Raw genomic sequence first — 21,539 nt, 5'->3', positions numbered from 1 at the left:
GGACGAACAGCGTCACGGCGATGGCGATCAGTGCGAACACTGGACACCCCTTTCGAGTCAGTTAACCGGTACCCGCGGTATCGGCTCACTGGCAACGTACGACCGGGACGCAGCGCAGGCCACTGTTTGTGCCGGACCGATCAACTACGCCGGGCGTGTGACGGACGCCACACAGCCGGGCCATTCGCCCCGGTCAGGCGGGGGTGACGAACCCTTCGGCGACCATCCAGTCGCGTGCGACGATCGCGGGATCCCGCCCTTCGACGTCGACCTGTTTGTTCATCTCGATGATCGCCTCATTGGTGAGGGCGGCGGTGACGGGCGCGGTGACCTCGGCGATCTCCGGATGGGCGTCGAAGAACCCGCGTTTCATCGTCACCGACGGGTTGTAGTGCGCGAAGAACTGCTTGTCGTCGGTGAGGACGGTCAGGTCGAGGGCGGCGATGCGGCCGTCGGTGGTGAAGACCTCACCGAAATCGCACTGCCGGCCGTCGGCCGTGGCCTGGTAGATGATGCCGACCTGCAAAATCGGGGTCTGGGCCCGCGCGGGGTCGAAACCGTACGCGGCCGCCATCCCGGGGAACCCGTCCTGGCGCGCGCGGAACTCGGTGTCGACACAGGTCTTGGCCGCTGCGGGGTTGGACCGGACCAGGTCGGCGTACTGCGACAGGGTGCGGACGCCGGTCCGTTCGATCACCTGCTTGCTGGCCGCCAGCGCGTACGTGTCGTCCATCGGTCCGGGGTCGAGCCAGACCATGTCGTTGCGCTCGAGGTCCTCGTCGCGTACGGCCTCGAACTGTTCGCGGGTGTTCGGGATCGGCTTCTCGTGGCCGAGGTAGTTGATCCACGCGTTGCCGGTGAACTCGTAGGCCACGTCGACCTGCCCCCGCAGCTGCGCCTCCCGCGTGCTGCGCGAGCCGACGATGCCGGTCAGGTCGCGCACCTGTGCGCCGGCCGCCATCAGCGTGAACTCCAGGATGTAGCCCAGGATGACCTGCTCGGTGTACTCCTTGGAGCCGACGGTGATCTGCACGCCCTCCAGACCCGGCGTCGGCCTGACCGAACCCGGCCCCACCATCAGCGGGACGGTGCTGCCCGAGCCGAGCCCGCACCCGCTCACGGTGAGCAACACCGCGAGCAGGGCCGCCGTCACCCGGCGATGCCGGTGTCGTCGGTTGCGCCGGCCGCGACGAAGTACACCGAAATCGCCGTTCATCGGAGCCCCTTGGGGTTCAGGAAGAATTCGGCGAGTCCGCCGAGCCAGTCGACCAGCAGGGCCAGGCAGACGGCGAGCACACTGCCGAGGATCAGCGTGACGTTGTCCTGCAGCTTGTAGCCGGTGTCGATGAGGATGCCCAGGCCGCCGGCGTTGACGAGGAACGACAGCGTCGCGGTGCCGACGGCCAGCACCAGTGAGGTGCGCATGCCGGCGAGGATGTAGGGCACCGCCAGCGGGAGTTCCACGCGCAGCAGCAGACCCTTGCGCGACATCCCCTGTCCGAGCCCAGCGTCGATGAACGAGCGGTCCACCTGGTCGAGGCCGAGGATGGTGCTCGCCAGCACCGGAAGCAGCGAGTAGAGCGCGATCGGCAGGACGCCGATCCAGAACCCGGTCCGCGCGGTGAGCAGGAAGAGCAGCACCAGCAGACCGATCGCCGGGGCCGCCTGGCCGACGTTGGCCACGCCGATGAACAAGGGCCGCAACGCCTTGGCGCCCGGGCGGGTGACGAGGACACCCAGCGGGACGCCGACCGCCAGCACGATCGCCGTCACCGCGGCGGTGATGAGCAGATGCTGCCAGATCAGCGTCGCCACGTTGCCGGGGTTGATGTTCTCCTGTTGCGTCGCGGTGAGATCGCGGTTGAACGCCCAGAACACCACCGCGGCACCGACGACGAGCACGAGCGCCGGCTGGATGAGCAGCCGCAGCCGCTCGGCGGATGCGGTCTTGGGCGCCTTGCGATCCCGAGCCCGGTCGGCGACGGTGCTCACGATTCGGAGTTCTCCGCGTTGGCCTCCGCGCGCAGCCGGGTGATCGTGTCGATGAGCATCTCCAGGGTGACCAGCCCGGCGTACCGGCCGCCGGCCCCGGTCACCACCGCGGAGGCGTGCTGTTCGGCGAGGATGGCTTCCAGGGCGTCCTCGAGGGTGGAGTGCGTGCTGACGACGTCGAGGTCCTCCGCGGCGTCCGAGAGCGACGCGGCGTTGCGCAACCGGTTCTCCCGCACCCACTTCACCGGACGGTCGCGGTGGTCGAGGATCACCGCCCACTCGGCGTCGCTGCCCGCCAGCGTGCTGCGGACCTGTTCGAGGGAGTCGTCCTCGTGAACGGCCAGATGGTCGCGCAACTCGATGTCCTTGATCCGCATCAGCCCGAGCTGCCGCAGGGAGGCACCGGAGCCGACGAAGCCGGCCACGGTGTCGTCGGCGGGGCTGGCCAGGATGTTCTGGGGGGTGTCGTACTGCAGCAGCTTCGAGCGGGGGCCGAGCACCGCGATGCGGTCACCGAGCTTGACGGCCTCCCCGAAGTCGTGGGTGACGAACACGATGGTCTTGCGCAATTCGGTTTGCAGACGCAGCAATTCGTCCTGCAGGGTGCTGCGGGTGATCGGGTCGACGGCGCCGAAGGGCTCGTCCATCAACAGGACGGGCGGGTCGGCGGCCAGTGCCCTGGCCACCCCGACGCGCTGCTGCTGACCGCCGGACAGCTGCCGCGGATACCGGTCGGCGTACTGTCCCGGATCGAGCCCGACCAGGTCGAGCAGTTCGTCGACCCGCGACTCGATGCGTTTGCGATCCCAGCGCAACAGCCCGGGCACCAGGCCGACGTTCTGCCGGATGGTCATGTGCGGGAACAGGCCGGCCTGCTGGATGGAGTAACCGATCTTGCGCCGCAGTTCGGTCGGTTTGATCGACAGCGCGTCCACGTCCCCGATGCGGATCTGACCGGAGGTCGGCTCGGAGAGCCGGTTGATCATCCGCATCATCGTGGTCTTACCGCACCCGGAGGGTCCGACGAAGACGACGATCTCACCGGCCGGAATGTCCAGCGACGCATCGTCGACCGCGGGTTCGGCCGCGCCCGGATACACCTTGGACACGTGGTCGAGTTCGATGCGCACTCCGGACGGATCGGTCACCGTCGCGCCGTTCTGTGTTGTCATCGAATGCCTTTCGATGTGGTGAGCCGGCCGATCAGCACCAGCACGGCGTCGAGGACGAGGGCGAGGATGACGATCAGCAGGGTTCCGGTGAGCGCCATGGGGACGGCGGTGGGGCTGCCGACCCGGGCCAGCCCGGCGAATATCAGGTTTCCGAGTCCGGGGCCCTTGACGTAGGCGGCGATGGCCAGCACGCCCATCGACATCTGGGTGCTGATCCGCATGGCCGACAGGATCGACGGCCACACCAGCCGCAGTTCGACACGGCCCAGGGTCGCCATCCGGCTCATGCCGATACCGCGCGCCGCGTCGGTGAGGGCCGGGTCGACGGCGTTGAGCCCGACGATCGTGTTTCGGATGATCGGCAGCAGCGAGTACAGCACCAGCGCCGCCACGCTCGGCACCACGCCGAGGCCGAACAGCGGGATCAGCAGACCGAGCAGTGCGAACGCCGGCACCGTGAGGATCACACTCGACGTCGCGGTGGCGAGGTTGGCCGCGGTGGCGTTGCGGTAGGTCAGCACCCCGATCGCGACGCCGATGACCGTCGCGATGAGCACGCTCTGCACCACCGCGCTGACATGCTGGTACGAGTCGAAGATCAGCTGTGCCTGGTGGGTTCTGAGGTAGTCCCACAGCTCCCGCACGACCACCTCCGCGTCTCGGCTCGTTGAATGCCGAATTCGCTGGTACCCCCGGTCAAGGAAAACGAAACGACCCGACGGCGCGACGGGGGTTCGGTTCGCCATGAGTCAAACCATGGTGCGGCGTCGGCGCGGCGGCCACCCTGACCGGCATGTCGTTACGAGTGGTGAAGTTGGGCGCGAACATCGGCGCCCGGATCGACGGGGTCCGAGTCGGGGGCGGGCTGGACCCGACGACCGTGACCGCGATCAACGAGGCGTTGCTCGAGCACAAGGTGATCTTCTTCCGCGGTCAGCATCACCTCGACGACGACGGACAGCTGGCGTTCGCGCGGCGGCTGGGCACCCCGACGACGGCCCATCCGACGGTGACCTCGCGCGGGCACCGGATCCTGCCGATCGACTCGCGCTACGACAAGGCCAACAGCTGGCACACCGATGTCACGTTCGTCGACCGCATCCCCAAGGCCTCGCTGCTGCGCGCGGTCACCCTGCCGGAGTACGGCGGCACCACCACGTGGGCGTCGACTGAGGCCGCCTACGACCAGCTGCCGGCCCCGCTGCGCGCGCTCGTCGAGAACCTGTGGGCCGTGCACACCAACAGGTTCGACTACGCCGCCGACTACGACGGCCGCCGTGAGGCGCTCGCCGCCACCGAACGGGAGTACCGCGAGGAGTTCGTCTCCGAGTACTTCGAGACCGAACACCCGGTGGTGCGCATCCATCCCGAGACCGGCCGCAAGGTGCTGTTGCTCGGCCACTTCATCAAACAGTTCGTCGGCCTGGGGGTCGCCGAGTCGACCGCGCTGCTGGCGCTGCTGCAGAACCGCGTCACCAAGCTGGAGAACACCGTGCGGTGGAGCTGGGAACCTGGTGACCTGGCGGTCTGGGACAACCGCGCGACCCAGCACTACGCGGTGGCCGACTACGACGACCAGTACCGGCGGCTGAGCCGCGTCACGCTGGCCGGCGACATCCCCGTCGACGTGTACGGACAGCGCAGCCGGGTCGTCGTCGGTGACGCGTCCGGCTACTCCGAAGTGGTGGTGCCGATCGCGCTCGCGAGCTGAGTCAGTCGGTCGCCGGCGTCCCCGACGTGTGGCGCGCGACGGTGTCGTCGACCGTCCCGCGCAGCGCGGGGATCTCGTCGAGCAGGCGCGCGAAGTCCTCGCGGCCGATGCGCAGGACCTCGGCCGGGCCCGTCGTCGTCACGGTCGCCGAACGCAGCTTCCCTTGACGCAGGGCCGATTCGCCGATGACCTCGCCCGGCGACAGTTCCGCCACGCGGTCGCGGCCGAGGTACACCGAGGCTGATCCGCTGAGCAGGATGAAGCAGGCGTCCGACGGGGTCTGCTCGTGGATCAACGGCCACGGCGCCGACGTCGAGGTGCGGTGTGCCGCTCGAACGAGACGCCGGAGATCGTCGTCGGAGAAGTCCGCGAATTCCGCGAATTCGCGAAGCCGGCTGACGTCTTCCTCGTCTTGTTTGTCGCGGGCTTTCATGACCGGCTCCTGTTCCCCGATGTGACCCTGACATCGCGGAGCCTAGTGAATCGGGGGCCTTCCGCAGATCCGAACGGAGGCCGGATCTGAAAAATAGTGACTCGATCAAACAAATCCTGGACAGCGGTGCCGGAACAGCTCACACCCTGCGACGGCCACGGTCCCCGGACGGGCGTTCCTAGAATGGCAGCCAGTGACGACTCGATCCCGCGATCAGGACGCGTGCCCGGGTGCCCTCTCGGTGCACCGGGCCGCTGACGGCGCGCTGGCCCGTGTCCGACTGCCCGGCGGCATGATCTCCGGCGCCGCGCTCACCGCGCTCGCGCAGACGGCCACCCGCTACGGCTCACCGGATCTCGAGCTGACCTCGCGCGGCAACCTCCAGATCCGCGGTATCACCGACACCGGCGCGGTCGCCGAGGCGATGGCCGGGGCCGGACTGCTGCCCTCCCCGACCCACGAGCGGGTCCGCAACATCGTGGCCTCGCCCCTGTCCGGACGCTCCGGTGGTCTCGCCGACCTGCGGCACCTGATCGGCGACCTCGACGCGGCGATCCGGCACGAGCCCGCGCTGGCGGAGTCCTCCGGCCGGTTCTGGTTCGGCCTCGACGACGGTCGCGGCGACATCTCCGGTCTCGGTACCGATGTCGGCGTGCACGCTCTCGACGGCGACAACGCAGCGTTGCTGCTGGCCGGCCGTGACACCGGCGTACGGCTGACCCTCGACGACGCGGTCCGCACCCTGATCGACGTGGCCGTGCGGTTCGTGGCGGTGCGCGGCATCGCCTGGCGCGTGGGCGAGCTCGCCGCACCGCAGGACCTGCTGACCGGGCTGCCGGTCACGGCCGAACCCGGCGCCACCTGGCCCCCGGTCATTCGCCCGCCGGTGGGCTGGCTCCCCCAGGACGACGGCCGAATCACCCTGGGCGCCGCGGTTCCGCTCGGCGTGCTGCCCGCCAGGACCGCCGAGTTCGTCGGCGCGGTCGAGGCGCCGGTGATCGTCACGCCGTGGCGGTCGTTGCTGATCTGCGACCTCGACGAAGGCGTCGCCGACGTGGCGCTGCGGGTGCTGGCGCCGATGGGGCTGGTGTTCGACGAGAACTCCCTGTGGCTCGACGTCAGTGCCTGCACGGGAAGCCCGGGCTGCGAACGGTCGGCCGCCGACGTGCGCGCTGACGCGGCCGCCGCGGTCGACGACCCCGCGCCGGGCCATCGCCACTTCGTGGGGTGCGAACGCGGGTGCGGCAGCCCGCCGGTCGGCCAGGTGCTGATCGCGGGCCCGGACGGTTATCGGCCGCGCGAGCGCCCGTCGTAGGGTGAGCGGCGTGCTGGACTACATCCGCGACGCCGCCGAGATCTACCGGCAGTCGTTCGCGACCATCCGCGACGAGGCGGATCTGGCGCGCTTCCCCGACGATGTGGCGCGGGTGGTGGTCCGGCTGATCCACACGTGCGGACAGGTCGACGTGGCCGACCACGTGGCGTTCAGCGACGACGTCGTGGCCCGCGCGCACACCGCGCTGACCGCGGGCGCTCCGGTGCTGTGCGATTCGTCGATGGTGGCCGCCGGGATCACCCGGTCGCGGCTGCCCGCCGACAACGAGGTGGTGTCGCTGGTCGCCGATCCCCGCGCACCCGAGCTCGCGGCGAAGCTGGGCTTCACCCGGTCCGCGGCGGCGGTCGACCTGTGGGCCGACCGGCTCGGTGGTGCGGTGCTCGCGATCGGGAATGCGCCGACGGCGCTGTTCCGGCTGCTCGAGTTGATCGACGAGGGTGCGCCGGTCCCCGCGGCCGTGCTGGGCGGACCGGTCGGGTTCGTCGGGTCGGCGCAGTCGAAGGACGAGCTCGTCGCGCGGCCCCGAGGGATGGCGTATCTCGTGGTGACGGGCCGGCGCGGCGGCAGCGCGATGGCGGCGGCCGCCGTGAATGCGATTGCGAGCGAACGCGAATGACCCTGCCAACGACGAAGCGCGGCACGCTGTACGGCGTCGGGCTGGGGCCCGGCGACCCCGAACTCGTCACCGTCAAGGCGGCCCGGGTGATCGGGCAGGCCGACGTGGTGGCCTACCACAGTGCGCGCCACGGCCGCAGCATCGCGCGCCGGATCGCCGAACCGTACCTGCGCGGCGGTCAGCTCGAAGAGCATCTGGTCTATCCGGTGACCACCGAGGTGACCGACCATCCCGGCGGCTACGCCGGTGCGATGGAGGACTTCTACCGCGAGGCCGCCGAACGCATCGCCGCCCACCTGGACGCGGGCCGCGACGTGGCGCTGCTCGCCGAGGGCGACCCGCTGTTCTACAGCTCCTACATGCACATGCACACGCGGCTCACCGAGCGGTTCGCCGCCGAGATCGTGCCGGGTGTGACGTCGGTGAGCGCCGCGTCGGCGGCCATCGCCACGCCGCTGGTGCAGGGCGAGGAGGTGCTGACGATCCTGCCGGGCACCCTGCCCGCCGCCGAACTCGAACGCCGGCTGGCCGACACCGACGCCGCCGTCGTGCTCAAGCTGGGCCGGTCGTACCCGACGGTGCGGGCGGCGCTGGCGGCGACGGGCCGGCTCGACGAGGCGTTCTACGTCGAACGCGCGAGCACCCCCGATCAGCGCACCCTGTCCGCGGCGGACGTCGACGGCGAGGACAAGGTGCCGTACTTCTCGCTGGCGATGCTCCCCGGCGGTTCGCGCCGGCGCGCGGGCAGCGGCAGTGTCACCGTGATCGGGCTGGGACCCGGGGCGATCGAGTGGATGACCCCCCAGAGCCGCCGCGAACTGGTCGCGGCGACCGACCTGATCGGCTACGGCCCCTACCTCGACCGGGTCGGTCTGCGCGACGGCCAGCAGCGGCACCCCAGCGACAACACCGACGAGCCGGCCCGCGCCCGGCTGGCGTGCACGCTGGCCGAACAGGGCCGCGCCGTCGCGGTGGTGTCGTCCGGAGATCCGGGGGTGTTCGCGATGGCGACCGCCGTCCTCGAGGAGGCCAAGCAGTGGCCGGGCGTCGAGGTGCGGGTGATCCCGGCGATGACGGCCGCCCAGGCGGTGGCCAGTCGCGTCGGCGCGCCGCTCGGCCACGACTACGCGGTGATCTCGCTGTCCGACCGGCTCAAACCGTGGGAGATCATCGAGGCCCGGCTGACCGCGGCCGCGCAGGCCGACCTGGTCCTGGCGATCTACAACCCGGCGTCGAAGAGCCGCACCTGGCAGGTCGGCAGGATGCGCGAGCTGCTGCTGGCCCACCGCGACCCCGGCACGCCGGTGATCATCGGCCGCGACGTGGCGGGCCCGCACGAGGAGGTCCGGGTGGTGCGTTTGGCCGACCTGGACCCCGCCCAGGTCGACATGCGCTGCCTGCTCATCGTGGGGTCGTCCCAGACCCAGTGGTACACCGGCGATGCCGGCGATCGGGTGTTCACCCCGCGTTACTATCCCGGGTGATAGTGTCACGCGTCACAGCGTGACGAAAGGCGGTGCCGTGCAGGCCCTCATCCCCGGCAAGCCCGCAGACGTCACCCCGCAATGGCTCGGCAGCGCACTGGCCCGCGACGGCGTGCCCGTCGACGTCACCGCCGTCGACATCGTGCCGATCGGCACCGGGCAGACCGGTGCCACCTACCGGGTGACGGTCACCTATGCCGAGCCGCGCCCGGACCTGCCGTCGTCGTACGCGATCAAACTGCCCGCCCAGGACGAGACGGTCCGCGACCGGGTCGCGATCGGCTACCGCTCCGAGCATGCCTTCTACACCAACCTCGCCGGTGTGGTGCAGATCCCGACCCCACCCTGCTACCACTGCGAGATCGCCGGTGACGGAGTCGATTTCGTGCTGCTGCTCGGCGACATGGCGCCCGCCGTGCAGGGTGACCAGATCGCCGGGTGCAGCGCCGAGGAGGCGCGCCTGGCGGTCGAGGCGTTGGCCGATCTGCACGGGCCGACGTGGTGTGACCCGCGGTGGGCCGACTTCCCCGGCATCGCGATGCCGAAGCCCGAACCCGCCTCGGCGCAGGGCTTCGGCGAGGTGGCGGCCATGGCGGCCGGTATGACGCTGGACCGGCTCGGCGACCGGATGCGCCAGGAGGACCGCGACACGGTGACGGCCGCGATGTCGGTGGTGACGCCGTGGCTGCTGGCCGAACCGGACCGGTTCGCGGTGCTGCACGGCGACTACCGCCTCGACAACATGCTGTTCGACCCGGACCGGTCGCGGATCACCGTGGTCGACTGGCAGACGCTCGGATCCGGTCTGCCCGCCCGCGATCTCTCGTACTTCAGCGCCACGAGTCTGCAGCCCGAGATCCGCGCCGCCGTCGAACGCGATCTGGTCGCCGCCTACCACCGGCGGCTGCTCAGCCACGGCGTCACCGGTTACGACCTCGAAACCTGTTGGCGGGATTATCGATTGGGCATGCTGCAGGCGCCGCTGATCACCGTGCTCGGGTGTGCGTTCGCGACGTCCACCGAACGCGGCGACGAGATGATGCTCGTGATGGCGGCCCGTGGCTGTCAGGCGATCCGCGAGTTGGGCACCCTCGACCTCATCGCGCCCGCGAGCTGACCCACGCCACCGCGTCCGCCACGGTCCCCACCATGCGGACACCCGGCGGAACGGGCGGCCGATCCACCATCACGACGGGGATGCCCAGGGCCGCGGCGGCGTCGAGTTTCGGCCGGGTCATGTCGCCGCCGCTGTTCTTGGTGACCAGCGCGTCGACGCGATGGTCGCGCAGCACGGCGAGTTCGTCGTCGTAGCGGTACGGGCCGCGCGAGAGCAGCAGTTCGTGGCGCCGCGGGAGGAGCTCGGCATCGGGCGCGGTGACCGCCCGGATCAGGAACCAGGCGTCGCTGTCGCGGAAGGCGGCGACGCCGGTGCGCCCGGTGGTGAGGAATACCCTGGCGAACCCTTGTCGTGCAACGGTTTCCGCTGCCTCTCGATCGTCACTCACCACGATCGCGTCGCCCGGCGGCCACGCCGGCCGGGCCAGCAGCAGGTGCGGCAGGCCCAGGTCCGCGCAGACCGCGGCGGCCGTCGCGGTGATGGTCGCCGCGAACGGATGCGTCGCGTCCACGACCGCGTCGACGGGGTTGTCGGTCAACCAGCGACGCATCCCGTCGACGCCACCGAAGCCGCCGATCCGCACCTGCCCCACCGGCAGCGCCGGATCGGGCACCCGCCCGGCCAGGGAACTGATCACCTCGACGTCGGGGTGCAGCGCCGCCGCCAGCGCCCGCGCCTCCCCCGTGCCGCCCAGCAGCAGGATCCGCATCAGTGCCGCCCGCGGCGCACACGCCCGGACGAGTACAGGTAGCTGTCGGTGCCGTCGGCGGCGAGCACGTCGCCGATGACGATCACCGCGGTGCGGGTGACGGCGGCGTCGTGCATCTGGGCGGCGATGTCGGCGAGGGTGCCGCGCAGCACGATCTCCTCGGGCCAGCTCGCGAAAGCCACCACGGCGCAGGGTGTTTGCGGACGGTAGCCGCCGGCCAGCAGTTCGGGCACGATGGTGTCGATCTGCGCGGCCGCCAGGTGCAGCACCAGGGTGCCGCCCGCGGCGGACAGGGTGCGCAGGTCCTCCCCGGGCGGCATGGCCGTCGACAACGTCGCGACCCGGCTCAACGTGACGGTCTGGGCGACGCCGGGCACGGTGAGTTCGCGACCCAACGCGGCCGCCGCCGCGGCGAACGCCGGAACGCCCGGCACCACCTCGTAATCGACTCCCAGCGCGTCGAGGCGGCGGCACTGCTCGGCGAGCGCGCTGTAGATCGACGGATCCCCGGAATGCAGGCGGGCCACGTCCTGTCCCGCGGCGTGTGCCCGGGCGAGTTCGTCGACGATCTGGTCGAGCGTGAGCGGGCCGGTGTCGACGATGCGCGCGTCGGGCGGGCAGAGCGCCAGCAGGTCCTCGGGCATGATCGATCCGGCGTACAGGCACACCGGACACCGGCTGAGCAGCCGCTGCCCGCGTACGGTGATCAGATCGGCCGCGCCCGGACCGGCCCCGATGAAGTAGACGGTCACGGCTTGACCGCCACCCACTGCGTCACCGGCATGGCGGGCCGCCAGCCCGTGAACGTGCCGACCGGCTCACCACGGTAGTGCTGGTAGCGGCGCAACTCCCCACCCATCTTCGAATACCACTGAACGAGAACCGCTTCGGACTCCACAGTGACGGCGTTGGCGACCAGCCGGCCGCCGGACGGCAGCGCCGCGAAGCAGCCGTCCAACAGACCGGGTGCGGTCAGGCCACCGCCGACGAACACCGCCGACGGCACCGGCGCATCGCCGAACGAATCCGGCGCCACCTCCCACACCTCGACGTCGACGCCGTGGGCGTCCGCATTGGCGGCGATGCGCGCCCGTCGTGCCTCGTCCCGCTCGAAGGCGATCGCCCGGCATCCCGCTCCGCTGCGGCACCACTCGATGCCGATGCTGCCCGATCCGGCGCCCACGTCCCACAGCAGCTCGCCCGGGCGCGGCGCCAGCGCGGCCAGGGTCACCGCGCGCATCGACTGTTTGGTGATCTGCCCGTCGTGGGCGTACGCGTCGTCGGGCAGCACCTGCAACCGCCGGTCGTCAGGCAGGTACCGGATGGCGACGACGTTGAGCGCGTCGACGTCGCCGGGCGGGTCGGCCGCCCACGCCCTGGCGGTGGCATCGAGTCGGCGCTCGGCCGGCCCGCCGAGCTGTTCGAGCACCGTCATCTCCGACTCGCCCCGCCCGGTGTCGGTCAGCAACCGGGCCAGCGTCGCCGGGGTGGATTCGTCGCGGGACAGCACGACCGCACGGCCGCCGCGGCGCACCGCCAGCCGGGGCGCGGCCGTCACCAGGCTGATCACCTCGGTGTCCTGCACCGCCCAGCCCAGGCGGGCGCACGCCAGCGTCACCGACGACACGTGGGGCAGCACGGTGACCCGCTCCGCTCCGAAGACCCGCACCGCCGTGCCACCGATGCCGTGCAGCATCGGGTCGCCGCTGGCCACGATGTGGACGTCGCCGCCGGGCGCGTCGCGGAGGGCGTGCAGGGCGGGCAGCAGCGGCGACGGCCATTCCCGGCGTTCGGCGGCCACGGTGTCGTCGAGCAGATCGAGCTGACGCTTCGACCCGTGAATCGTTGTCGCGCGGCGCAATTCGGCGGCCGATGCGGCTGACAGCCCGGCCATGCCGTCGGCGCCGATGCCGACCACCATCACTCGGTTCACCGCGGCATCCTGCGCCACACGAACCGCGGCAACAACCGCATGACCACCACCGCGGCGCCCAGCGACCGCGGGATCCACACCTCGCGGCGCCCCTTCTCGAGCGCGCGCACCGTCGCCTCGGCCACCTGGGCCGGGGTGCTCGACAGCGGCGCGGGGTCCATGCCCGCGGTCATCCGGCCGATCACGAAGCCGGGCCGGACCAGCAACAGGTGCACCCCGGACCCGTGCAGCGCGTCGGCCAGTCCGTTGGCGAAACCGTCGAGCCCGGCCTTGGCCGACCCGTAGACGTAGTTCGCGCGGCGGACGCGGGCGCCGGCCACCGACGAGAACACGATGAGCGCACCGGACCCGTGTTCCCGCATGGTCGCCGCGAGCACCGTCAGCAGGCTGACCTGGGCGACGTAATCGGTGTGCACGATCGCCGCCGCGTGGGCCGGGTCGCGCTCGGCGCGCGCCTGGTCGCCGAGGATGCCGAAGGCGACGACCGCGGTGGCGATCGGGCCGTGGTCGGAGACCAGTTTCGCCACCAACAGCGCGTGCGAGGCGAGGTCGTCGGCGTCGAAGTCGACGGTGTGCACCGCCGCCGCACCGGCTGCCCGTACGGCGCTGACCTCGTCGTCGAGCCGGTCGGCACCACGCGCGGCCAGCACCACCGTCGCACCCGGCGCCAGCCGCGTCGCCACCTCGACGCCGATCTCGCTGCGGCCGCCGAAGATCACCACCGAACCGCTATCCGTGTCCTTCACGGCTGCCAGTATCTCCTGCGCTAGCGTGGGTCCCGTGGCTACATCGGGCCGCAAGGCGACCACCCGGCTCACCAGCGACGCGCTGGCGTTCCTGACCGAACGTCATCTCGCCATGCTGACCACCTTGCGGTCGGACAACTCTCCGCACGTCGTGGCGGTCGGATTCACCTTCGACCCCAAGACGCACATCGCCCGGGTAATCACCTCCGGCGGCTCGCAGAAGGCGGTCAACGCCGAGCAGCGGGGGGTGGCGGTACTCAGCCAGGTCGACGGGGCCCGCTGGCTGTCGCTGGAGGGCAAGTCGACCGTGAATTCCGACCCGGACGCCGTCCGCGACGCCGAACTGCGCTACGCCCAGCGGTACCGCACGCCGCGGGTCAACCCGGAGCGCGTGGTGATCGAGGTGCGCGTCGAGCGGGTGCTGGGGTCGTCCCAACTGCTCGACCGCTCCGGAGACTGACCCGGCTGCGGCGACCCGTCAGGCCGTGGCGTCCGGGCCGGCCGGCACCACGATCAGGTCGTGCGGCCGGTTGTTCACCGACTCGGCGCCGTCTTGGGTGACGATCACGATGTCCTCGATGCGCGCACCCCACTGTCCCGGGAAGTAGATGCCGGGCTCCACGCTGAACGCCATCCCCGGCTCGAGCGGCAGGTCGTTACCGGCGACGATGTAGGGCTCCTCGTGCACCGAGAGGCCGATGCCGTGGCCGGTGCGGTGCACGAACGCCTCGGCAAGCCCCTCGGCGGCCAGCACATCGCGCGCGGCCGCATCGATCTGCTCGGCGGTGACGCCCGGACGCACCGCCTCGACGGCGGCCTGCTGGGCGCGCTGCAGCACCGCGTAGCGGCGCGCCACCTCGGGATCCGGTTGACCCAGGCTGTACGTGCGGGTGGAGTCGGAGTTGTAGCCCGGTTCGTAGGGGCCACCGATGTCGACCACGACGATGTCGCCGGCCCGCAACTCACGGTCGGAGCATTCGTGGTGCGGGTCGGCGCCGTGCGGGCCCGACCCGACGATGATGAACGCCACCTCGGAATGGCCCTCGGCGACAATGGCTTCCGCGATGTCGGCGGCGACGTCGGCTTCGGTGCGGCCGGCCACCAGGAACTCCGGCACCCGGGCGTGCACCCGGTCGATGGCCGCACCGGCCTTGCGCAACGCGTCGACCTCGGCGGCGTCCTTGAGCATCCGCAGGCGCCGCAGCACGTCGGTGGCCAGCACCGGCACCTCGCCGAGCACACCGGCCAGCGGCAGCAGGTGCAGCGCCGGCATGGAGTCGGTCACCGCCGTGCGGGCGGGGGCGCCGCCGAGCGCCTCGGCGACGAGTTCGTACGGGTTGTCGCCGTCGACCCAGTCCCGCACCGCCACACCGAGTTCGGGAATCGCTGACTCTTTGAGCGCGGCCAACTCCAGCCGTGGCACCACGATGGTCGGGTCGCCGCCGGAGGGCAGCACCAGCGCCGTCAGCCGCTCGAAGGTCTGCGCGCGCGAACCCACCAGGTAGCGCAGGTCGTAACCGGGCGTGATGACCAGGCCGGCCAGTCCGGCGTCACCCGCCGCCGCCGCGGCGGCCTGGAGTCGTCGGGCGTAGACATCGGTGTCGAATCGGCTGCCGGTCATGACTTCAAGGCTACTGTTCTAGGCGATGCTCCGAGATATCCGCGACCTGATCGACGACCACGACGCGTATGCCGAGGAACTGCGGCGACGTTGGGGTGGTCTGCTCAGTTACCGCTACATCGGCCGGCTGTACGCCTCCATGGACCCGCGTGCAGTCGACGACACCGTCACCCTGCGCAGCGACATGCGCAACCCGACCGGCGGACTCCTGTTGTCCGTGTTGGGGATCGCGGCGCCGGAGAGCGGGCACATGTCCGATCTGGAGGCCGTGCCCAACCCGGTCGTGCATTCGTGTCAGCTCCTCGACGCCGGCCGCGACGTGCGGCGTATCGAGGTCGTCTCCGAGGAGCTCAGGCGGGGCAGGCAGATGGGGTACAGCCGCGCCAAGATCGTCGACGCCGACCGGCCCGACCGCGTGCTGGCGTTGATCGAGGGTCAGGGTGTCAGCATCGGCACGCCGCCGGAGGGTCTGCAGAAGATGGAGGTCGACGCGATCGAGGTCATCGACTCCCCCGACCTGCCGCCGCTGTGGCAGGTGTTCGGCGCGTACCGGCGTCCCGACGGGCACTGGGCGCTTCCGGAATTGTCCGCCGAGGTGGCGTCGCCGGACGCCGCCCTGCACATCGGCCCGCAGTTCGTGGTGCTCGAGACCGCGGCCGCCGACGCCGCGGCCCGGGTGGCGGGCACCGACCAGCTGCAGGGCACGTCGTCGCACGTGATGTTCATGGCCCGCGGGAAGACGGGCCCGTTCCGGGCGGAGGCCGAGCCCGTGTCGGCCGACGGGGTCGTCGCGGTGCGGGTGGTGTTGCACGACGAGGGGAACGGCGACCGCCCGATCACCAGCGCCTCCTACGTGTTCGAGAGCCGGCGATGAGCGGTCAGTTGCTGCTGCTCGACGGCGCGAGCATGTGGTTCCGCTCGTACTTCGCGCTGCCGTCGTCGATCACCGCCCCCGACGGCCGACCGGTCAACGCGGTGCGCGGATTCCTCGACACCGTCGCGATGTTGATCGGCAGGGAGCGGCCCTCCCGGCTGGTGGTGTGCCGCGACGACGACTGGCGACCCCAGTGGCGCGTCGACCTGGTCCCGTCGTACAAGGCGCACCGGGTCGCCGAGGAGCAACCCACCGGCGCCGATGTCGAGGTCGTGCCCGACGACCTCACCCCGCAGGTTGACATGATCATGGAGATGCTCGACGCGTTCGGGATCCCCCACGCCGGCGCGCCCGGGTACGAGGCCGACGACGTGCTGGGCACACTGGCCGCCGCCGAGACGCGCGACCGGGTGATCGTGGTCAGCGGTGACCGGGACATGTTGCAGGTGGTGCGCGACTCACCGGTCGAGGTGCGGGTGCTCTACCTCGGCCGCGGGATGAGCAAGGCCACGCTGTTCGGGCCGACCGAGGTCGCCGACCAGTACGCGGTGCCCAAGGAGCGGGCCGGAGCGGCCTACGCCGAATTGGCGTTGATGCGCGGGGACCCGTCAGACGGGCTGCCCGGGGTGCCGGGTGTCGGCGAGAAGACCGCCGCGACGCTGCTGGCCCAGTTCGGCTCCCTGGAGGCGATCGTCGCAGCCGCCAACGACCCGAAGTCGAAGATGTCGAAGGCGTACCGCAAGAAGATGCTGGCCGCCGCCGACTACATCGAGGCGGCCGAACCGGTGGTGCGGGTGGCCACCGACGCCCCGGTCTCGATGTCGACGAAGACCGACGAGTTGCCGTTGGCCGCAGCACATCCGCGCAAGGTCGCCCAGTTGGCGGGCGACCTCGGCGTCACCTCCTCGGTCGGGCGGCTGCAGAAGGCGCTCGACGCCCTCGACTAACGCGGCCGGCCGACCTCGTAGGTGCCGTCGTCGTCCTGGAAGGTCACGGTCACTTCGCGTTTCGTGCCGTCGATGCTGACCTCGCAGTCGAACGTGGCGCCCTTCTTGACCTCGGGGCTCTCCCCGTTGTTGCACTTCACGTCGCGGACGTTCTTGGCGCCGTAGCCGTTCGACTCGTCGGTGAGGATCTGCTGCACACCGGACTGGGCGGCATTGACGTCGAGTTTGGTCGTCACGAAGAAGCCGGGCTTCCAGAAGCCGAGAACCAGGACCACGGCCAGGATCACCAGGGCGAGCACGCCGATGACGGCGCCGATCACGCCCAGCGAACGCTTGGAGCCGTCCTCGGCACCGGGAGGCGGGAACGCGCCGTACTGGCCCGTCTGACCCGGCTGGCCGTACTGCGGCTGGCCGTACTGGGGTTGCTGGCCGTACTGCGGCTGCTGACCGTACTGCGGTTGCCCGTACTGGGGCTGGCCGTACTGACCGGGCTGGCCGTACTGCGGTTGACCGTACTGGGGCTGGCCGTACTGCTCGGTCTGCGGGTAGGGCTGATACGACGGCTGCTGCTGAGTCGGCTGCTGGTACTGGGGATACTGCTGCGGCGTGTACGCCGGGGGCTGCTGCCACTGCGGGGTCTCGGAAGTGCCCTGCTCGCCGCCCTGTCCGGGTGACTGCCACTGGGTGTTCGACGGGTCGCCGGCCGGCTGATCCGTACCCGCGTCCGGTTGTTGACCGGCCCACGGCTGCGTCGGATCAGATCCCTGCGGTCCGCTCATCGTGTCTCCTTGGTCCTCGCTCGGCTCGCTGGCACCACACACTACCCCGCATCAACTGCCACGACGCCGCGTCGAATGTCGTTGATCGCGCGTTTCGCGGCGGTGCGCAGGGCGGGCGTCGGCGCGGCGTTGCGGACCTGGTCGAGCAGGTCGAGCACCTGTCGACACCACCGCACGAAATCGCCTGCGGACAGCGGTGACCCGCCACCGGAGGCGTCCGACGCGGCCAGCGCGGTGGTCAGGTCGCCGGTGGTCGCCCACCGGTAGATGGCACTGACGAAACCCTCGTCGGGTTCCCGGCCGGGGCTGAGGTGGTGGCGCCGCTCGTCGGAGCGCAGGTCAGCAGACAGGCGCCGGGTCTGCGACAACGCGCGGCGCACCTTCGCCGTCGGCGCCTCGTATCCGGCCGGGACGCCGGGCGTGTCGCCACGCGACTCGAACAGCACCGACGACAGCACCGCGGCCAGTTCTGCGGCGTCCAGCCCTTCCCAGGTGCCCGCGCGCAGGCACTCCGCGACCAGCAGATCGCTCTCGCTGTAGATACGGGCCAGCAGGCGGCCGTCGTCGGTGACCTTCGGATCGTCACCGGTGGTGTCGATGAACCCGCGTTCGCCGAGCAGGACAACGATCCGGTCGAAGGTGCGCGCCAGCGAGTTGGTGGCGGAGGCGACCTTCTTCTGGATCTGCGCGTTGTCCCGTTCGATGCGCAGATACCGCTCGGCGACGCGGGCCTTGTCCTCGCGGTCGGGCAGGTGATGGGCGGAGTGGCGGCGCATTCGGTCACGCAGCGAGACGAGCTCGGGGTCGGTGTCGTCGTCCTGCTGGGCCCCCCTGCGCCGGCCCCGGGACTCCGGCATCGCCATCCCGGCGGCAGCCGACAGCAGTGCCGACGCCAGGTCGCGGCGCACCCGCGGATTGCGGTGCTCGACGCGTTTGGGCAGCGTCATGGTGCCGACGCGGGGGGTCGCGCCGGTGTAGTCGGCCGACGAGATGCGGCCCGCCCATCGGTGTTCGGTCAGCACGAGCGGACGCGGATCGTCGGTGTCGCGGGCGGATTCGAGCACGACGGCCAACCCTCCGCGCCGCCCGTTGGTGATGGTGATGATGTCACCGCGCCGCAGTGCGCTGAGCGCGTCGTTGGCGACCGCGCGGCGCTGCAGCCGGGACGACCGGGACTGCGCGCGTTCGCGTTCGGAGATCTTCGCGCGTAGCCGGACGTAGTCCAGGATCGGGGCGTCGCGGCCGCCGAGCTCGCCGGCGATCTCGTCGAGCATCCGTTCGCCGCGTTCGACGCCGCGGCGCAGACCGACCACCGAGCGGTCGGCCTGGTACTGGGCGAACGACTGCTCGAGCAGTTGGCGCGCCAGCGCCGGGCCCATCTGCCCGACCAGGTTGATGGTCATGTTGTACGACGGCGCGAACGAGCTGCGCAGCGGGAACGTGCGGGTCGAGGCCAGCCCGGCCACCTCGACGGGTTCCACGTCAGGAGTCCACAACACGACCGCGTGGCCCTCGACATCGATGCCGCGGCGGCCCGCCCGTCCGGTCAACTGCGTGTACTCCCCCGGCGTCAGCGGCATGTGCTGTTCGCCGTTGAACTTGATCAGCTTCTCGAGCACCACGGTGCGGGCGGGCATGTTGATGCCCAAAGCCAGTGTCTCGGTGGCGAAGACGGCCTTGACCAGACCGGCGGTGAACAATTCCTCGACGGTGTGGCGGAAGACCGGGAGCATGCCGGCGTGGTGGGCGGCCAGCCCGCGCAGCAGGCCCTCGCGCCATTCGTGGTAGTCGAGCACGATCAGGTCGGCTTCGGCGAGGTCGGCGCAGCGGCGATCGATCACCTCGGCGATGCGTTGGCGCTCCTCGTTCGTCGTCAACCGCAGCGGCGACCGCAGACACTGCTTGACCGCGGCGTCGCAGCCGGCGCGGGAGAACACGAACGTGATCGCCGGCAGCAGCCCCTCTCGGTCCAGGGCGGCGATCACGTCGGGCCGGGCGGGTGGCCGGTAGATCGTGGGCCGGCTGCGGTGGGCCGAGCGTCCCCGGCCGCGCGGCTGCCAGTCGGCGAGGCGGTCGGCTTCGCGCCGGTGGGCGATGTGGCGCAGCAGCTCGGGGTCGACGACGAGTTCACGGCCGCTGCGTGCGGGGCTGTGCGCCCGGTAGTCGAACAGGTCGAACAGCCGCTTGCCGACCAGCACGTGCTGCCACAGCGGTACCGGCCGGTGCTCGTCGACCACCACGGTGGTGTCCCCGCGCACCGTCTGGATCCACCCGCCGAACTCCTCGGCGTTGCTCACCGTCGCCGACAGGCTGACCAGCCTCACCTCGTCGGGCAGGTGCAGGATCACCTCCTCCCAGACCGCACCGCGCATCCGGTCGGCGAGGAAATGCACCTCGTCCATCACGACGTGCGACAGACCGTGCAGTGCAGGGGAATCCGCGTACAGCATGTTTCGGAGCACTTCGGTGGTCATCACGATGATGTCGGCGTCGCCGTTGATGGACTGGTCCCCGGTGAGCAGGCCGATCTTGTCGGCCCCGTAGCGCCGGACCAGGTCTGCGTGCTTCTGGTTGCTCAGCGCCTTGATCGGGGTGGTGTAGAAGCATTTGCCGCCCGCGGCCAGGGCGAGGTGCACGGCGAACTCGCCGACGACGGTCTTCCCGGCGCCGGTGGGGGCGCACACGAGCACGCCGTGCCCGCTTTCGAGCGCCTCGCAGGCGCGGATCTGGAACGGGTCGAGCGTGAACGGCAGCGCCGCGGAGAACGCGGCGAGTTGGGTGTCAGGTGGATTCGTCATGAATGGTGGATCGGGATGGAGTCGACACCGCGCTGGGCGGTTCGATCGGTTCGACGCCGCCGATCGGCGCGGCCTCGTCCTCCGGCACGGTCTCGGCGGCCTCCCGCTTCGCCTTGCGCTTGTCGTGGATCCGGGCCACCTGGATCGCGAACTCGAGCAGCACGGTCAGCGCGCAGGCCAGCGCGAGCATCGAGAACGGGTCGGAGCCGGGCGTGAAGAACGCGGCGAACACGAACAGCGCGAAGATCAGGCCGCGGCGCCACGCCTTGAGGCGTTCGTAGGGCAGCATCCCGATGAAATTGAGCATCACGATCAGCAGCGGGAATTCGAAGCTGAAACCGAACACCAGCAGCAGGTTGATGAGGAAGCCGAAGTACTGGTCACCCGAGAGCGCGGTGACCTGGACGTCGCTGCCGACGGTGAGCAGGAAACCCAGCGCGGTGGCGAGCACGACGTAGGCCAGGATCGCGCCGGCGATGAAGAGCACCGCCCCGATGCCGACAAAGGCCATCGCGAAGCGGCGTTCGTTGCGGTACAGGCCGGGGGTGATGAACGCCCACAGCTGGTGCAGCCACACCGGACACGCCAGCACGATGCCCGCCATCAGCGCGACCTTCAAGCGCAGCATGAACTGGTCGAACGGCGCGGTGGCCAGCAGGCGGCACTGCCCGTCGTCGGTGATCGAGGCCCGCGCGTAGTCGGGCAGCGCGCAGTACGGGCCGCGCAGCCATTCGCCCAGGCTGTGGAAGCCGAGGAAGCCGTGGCTGTACCAGAAGAACCCGAAGATGGTGGTCAGCACTATCGCGGCGGCCGCCACGAGGAGCCGGTTGCGCAGTTCGTGGAGGTGCTCGACCAACGACATGGTGCCGTCGGGGTTGACCCGTGCGCGGCGTTGCCGCGGGTTGAGCCGCTTGAGGAATCCGGGGGTTTGCACGTGTAGTTGCCTAGGGGCCGCCGACGGACGCCGCCTGACGACGCGGCGTCAGGCCGCGTGGGACGGAAAGCGTGGGGTCAGGCCGACCGTTTGTCGGGTTGCTCGGCCGTCGGGTTGGCGGTGTCGACGCGCTCGGAGGCGATCGGTGTGGCCGACGGGTTGTCCGTCTTGCCTTCCGACTGCATCTCCTTGATCTCCGACTTGAAGATCCGCATGGACTTGCCCAGTGAACGCGCAGCATCTGGCAGTTTCTTGGCGCCGAACAGCAGCACGAACACCGCGATGACGATTACCCAGTGCCAGGGTTGTAGACCGCCCAATGTGCACCTCCTCGAAG

22 protein-coding genes are annotated in these 21,539 nt (G+C 70.6%); 8 read left to right on the top strand and 14 right to left on the bottom strand.

Going from position 1 to position 21,539, the window contains the following annotated elements; genetic code table 11:
* Nucleotides 1-193 precede the first annotated feature (193 nt).
* The 4 genes from AU195_RS02100 to AU195_RS02085 are packed head-to-tail and all read right to left on the bottom strand — an operon-like array spanning nt 194 to nt 3,808.
* Nucleotides 194-1,216 (bottom strand): glycine betaine ABC transporter substrate-binding protein, encoded by a 1,023-nt coding sequence (locus AU195_RS02100; RefSeq protein ID WP_059157409.1) that lies wholly within the window; start codon nt 1,214-1,216, stop codon nt 194-196.
* On the bottom strand, nt 1,213-1,992 hold the full coding sequence (locus AU195_RS02095; RefSeq protein WP_059157408.1) for an ABC transporter permease: 780 nt from the start codon (nt 1,990-1,992) through the stop codon (nt 1,213-1,215). Before AU195_RS02095 ends, AU195_RS02100 begins: the two co-directional genes overlap by 4 nt.
* The gene (locus AU195_RS02090) at nt 1,989-3,164 is read right to left on the bottom strand and encodes an ATP-binding cassette domain-containing protein (protein ID WP_059157407.1); all 1,176 of its coding nucleotides are present in this window, start codon (nt 3,162-3,164) and stop codon (nt 1,989-1,991) included. Before AU195_RS02090 ends, AU195_RS02095 begins: the two co-directional genes overlap by 4 nt.
* Nucleotides 3,161-3,808, bottom strand: coding sequence for an ABC transporter permease (locus AU195_RS02085; RefSeq protein WP_157530998.1), 648 nt, complete (start codon nt 3,806-3,808; stop codon nt 3,161-3,163). The genes AU195_RS02090 and AU195_RS02085 overlap by 4 nt, the downstream gene beginning before the upstream one ends.
* 149 nt (nt 3,809-3,957) lie before the next feature.
* On the opposite strand from AU195_RS02085, the gene AU195_RS02080 reads away from it, so the two are divergent.
* Nucleotides 3,958-4,875, top strand: a complete 918-nt coding sequence (locus AU195_RS02080) for a TauD/TfdA dioxygenase family protein (protein WP_059157406.1) — start codon at nt 3,958-3,960, stop codon at nt 4,873-4,875.
* A 1-nt stretch (nt 4,876) separates the two neighbouring features.
* Here AU195_RS02080 and AU195_RS02075 read toward each other — a convergent pair whose 3' ends face one another.
* Nucleotides 4,877-5,308, bottom strand: a complete 432-nt coding sequence (locus AU195_RS02075; RefSeq protein WP_059157405.1) for a cyclic nucleotide-binding domain-containing protein — start codon at nt 5,306-5,308, stop codon at nt 4,877-4,879.
* Between the two features lie 193 nt (nt 5,309-5,501).
* Here AU195_RS02075 and cobG point away from each other — a divergent pair, with 193 nt between their 5' ends.
* The 4 genes from cobG to AU195_RS02055 are packed head-to-tail and all read left to right on the top strand — an operon-like array spanning nt 5,502 to nt 9,861.
* Entirely contained in the window at nt 5,502-6,623 is a 1,122-nt protein-coding gene (cobG, locus tag AU195_RS02070) for a precorrin-3B synthase (protein ID WP_059157404.1), read from the top strand.
* 10 nt (nt 6,624-6,633) lie between these two features.
* Nucleotides 6,634-7,260: a precorrin-8X methylmutase gene (locus AU195_RS02065; protein ID WP_059157506.1), complete on the top strand. Its 627-nt coding sequence runs from the start codon at nt 6,634-6,636 to the stop codon at nt 7,258-7,260.
* Nucleotides 7,257-8,744: a precorrin-2 C(20)-methyltransferase gene (locus AU195_RS02060; protein ID WP_059157403.1), complete on the top strand. Its 1,488-nt coding sequence runs from the start codon at nt 7,257-7,259 to the stop codon at nt 8,742-8,744. Before AU195_RS02065 ends, AU195_RS02060 begins: the two co-directional genes overlap by 4 nt.
* A 37-nt stretch (nt 8,745-8,781) precedes the next feature.
* Complete coding sequence (locus AU195_RS02055) at nt 8,782-9,861, top strand: phosphotransferase family protein (protein ID WP_059157505.1); 1,080 nt, start codon at nt 8,782-8,784, stop codon at nt 9,859-9,861.
* On the opposite strand, the gene AU195_RS02050 is transcribed toward AU195_RS02055, so the two are convergent.
* Genes AU195_RS02050 through dprE2 form a run of 4 tightly spaced genes read right to left on the bottom strand, consistent with a single transcriptional unit; the run spans nt 9,842 to nt 13,249 of the window.
* Nucleotides 9,842-10,570 (bottom strand): cobalt-precorrin-6A reductase, encoded by a 729-nt coding sequence (locus tag AU195_RS02050; RefSeq protein WP_059157402.1) that lies wholly within the window; start codon nt 10,568-10,570, stop codon nt 9,842-9,844. The two genes, AU195_RS02055 and AU195_RS02050, sit on opposite strands and share 20 nt — an antisense overlap.
* A complete protein-coding gene (cobM, locus tag AU195_RS02045; protein WP_059157401.1) occupies nt 10,570-11,322 on the bottom strand; it encodes a precorrin-4 C(11)-methyltransferase in 753 nt (250 codons plus the stop codon). Before cobM ends, AU195_RS02050 begins: the two co-directional genes overlap by 1 nt.
* The gene (locus AU195_RS02040) at nt 11,319-12,491 is read right to left on the bottom strand and encodes a bifunctional cobalt-precorrin-7 (C(5))-methyltransferase/cobalt-precorrin-6B (C(15))-methyltransferase (RefSeq protein ID WP_059157504.1); all 1,173 of its coding nucleotides are present in this window, start codon (nt 12,489-12,491) and stop codon (nt 11,319-11,321) included. Before AU195_RS02040 ends, cobM begins: the two co-directional genes overlap by 4 nt.
* 8 nt (nt 12,492-12,499) lie before the next feature.
* Nucleotides 12,500-13,249, bottom strand: coding sequence for a decaprenylphospho-beta-D-erythro-pentofuranosid-2-ulose 2-reductase (gene dprE2, locus AU195_RS02035; protein ID WP_059157400.1), 750 nt, complete (start codon nt 13,247-13,249; stop codon nt 12,500-12,502).
* A gap of 34 nt (nt 13,250-13,283) precedes the next feature.
* On the opposite strand from dprE2, the gene AU195_RS02030 reads away from it, so the two are divergent.
* Entirely contained in the window at nt 13,284-13,709 is a 426-nt protein-coding gene (locus AU195_RS02030; protein WP_059093551.1) for a F420-dependent biliverdin reductase, read from the top strand.
* An 18-nt stretch (nt 13,710-13,727) separates the two neighbouring features.
* On the opposite strand, the gene AU195_RS02025 is transcribed toward AU195_RS02030, so the two are convergent.
* On the bottom strand, nt 13,728-14,870 hold the full coding sequence (locus AU195_RS02025) for a M24 family metallopeptidase (RefSeq protein WP_059157399.1): 1,143 nt from the start codon (nt 14,868-14,870) through the stop codon (nt 13,728-13,730).
* A gap of 25 nt (nt 14,871-14,895) precedes the next feature.
* Here AU195_RS02025 and AU195_RS02020 point away from each other — a divergent pair, with 25 nt between their 5' ends.
* On the top strand, nt 14,896-15,744 hold the full coding sequence (locus AU195_RS02020) for a hypothetical protein (protein WP_059157398.1): 849 nt from the start codon (nt 14,896-14,898) through the stop codon (nt 15,742-15,744).
* The gene (locus AU195_RS02015; RefSeq protein WP_059157397.1) at nt 15,741-16,691 is read left to right on the top strand and encodes a 5'-3' exonuclease; all 951 of its coding nucleotides are present in this window, start codon (nt 15,741-15,743) and stop codon (nt 16,689-16,691) included. Before AU195_RS02020 ends, AU195_RS02015 begins: the two co-directional genes overlap by 4 nt.
* Here the strand turns inward: AU195_RS02015 and AU195_RS02010 are convergent.
* The 4 genes from AU195_RS02010 to tatA form a co-directional block, all read right to left on the bottom strand.
* Nucleotides 16,688-17,470, bottom strand: coding sequence for a DUF4333 domain-containing protein (locus AU195_RS02010; RefSeq protein WP_059157503.1), 783 nt, complete (start codon nt 17,468-17,470; stop codon nt 16,688-16,690). The two genes, AU195_RS02015 and AU195_RS02010, sit on opposite strands and share 4 nt — an antisense overlap.
* A gap of 41 nt (nt 17,471-17,511) precedes the next feature.
* Entirely contained in the window at nt 17,512-20,268 is a 2,757-nt protein-coding gene (locus tag AU195_RS02005; RefSeq protein ID WP_059157396.1) for a DEAD/DEAH box helicase, read from the bottom strand.
* On the bottom strand, nt 20,252-21,202 hold the full coding sequence (gene tatC, locus AU195_RS02000; RefSeq protein WP_059157395.1) for a twin-arginine translocase subunit TatC: 951 nt from the start codon (nt 21,200-21,202) through the stop codon (nt 20,252-20,254). The genes AU195_RS02005 and tatC overlap by 17 nt, the downstream gene beginning before the upstream one ends.
* A 77-nt stretch (nt 21,203-21,279) precedes the next feature.
* Nucleotides 21,280-21,522, bottom strand: a complete 243-nt coding sequence (gene tatA / locus AU195_RS01995) for a Sec-independent protein translocase subunit TatA (RefSeq protein WP_059157394.1) — start codon at nt 21,520-21,522, stop codon at nt 21,280-21,282.
* Nucleotides 21,523-21,539: the final 17 nt, after the last annotated feature.

The sequence above is a fragment of the Mycobacterium sp. IS-1496 genome (assembly GCF_001499995.1).
Taxonomy (GTDB): Bacteria; Actinomycetota; Actinomycetes; order Mycobacteriales; family Mycobacteriaceae; genus Mycobacterium.
This window is presented reverse-complemented; position numbering and strand designations above follow the sequence as displayed.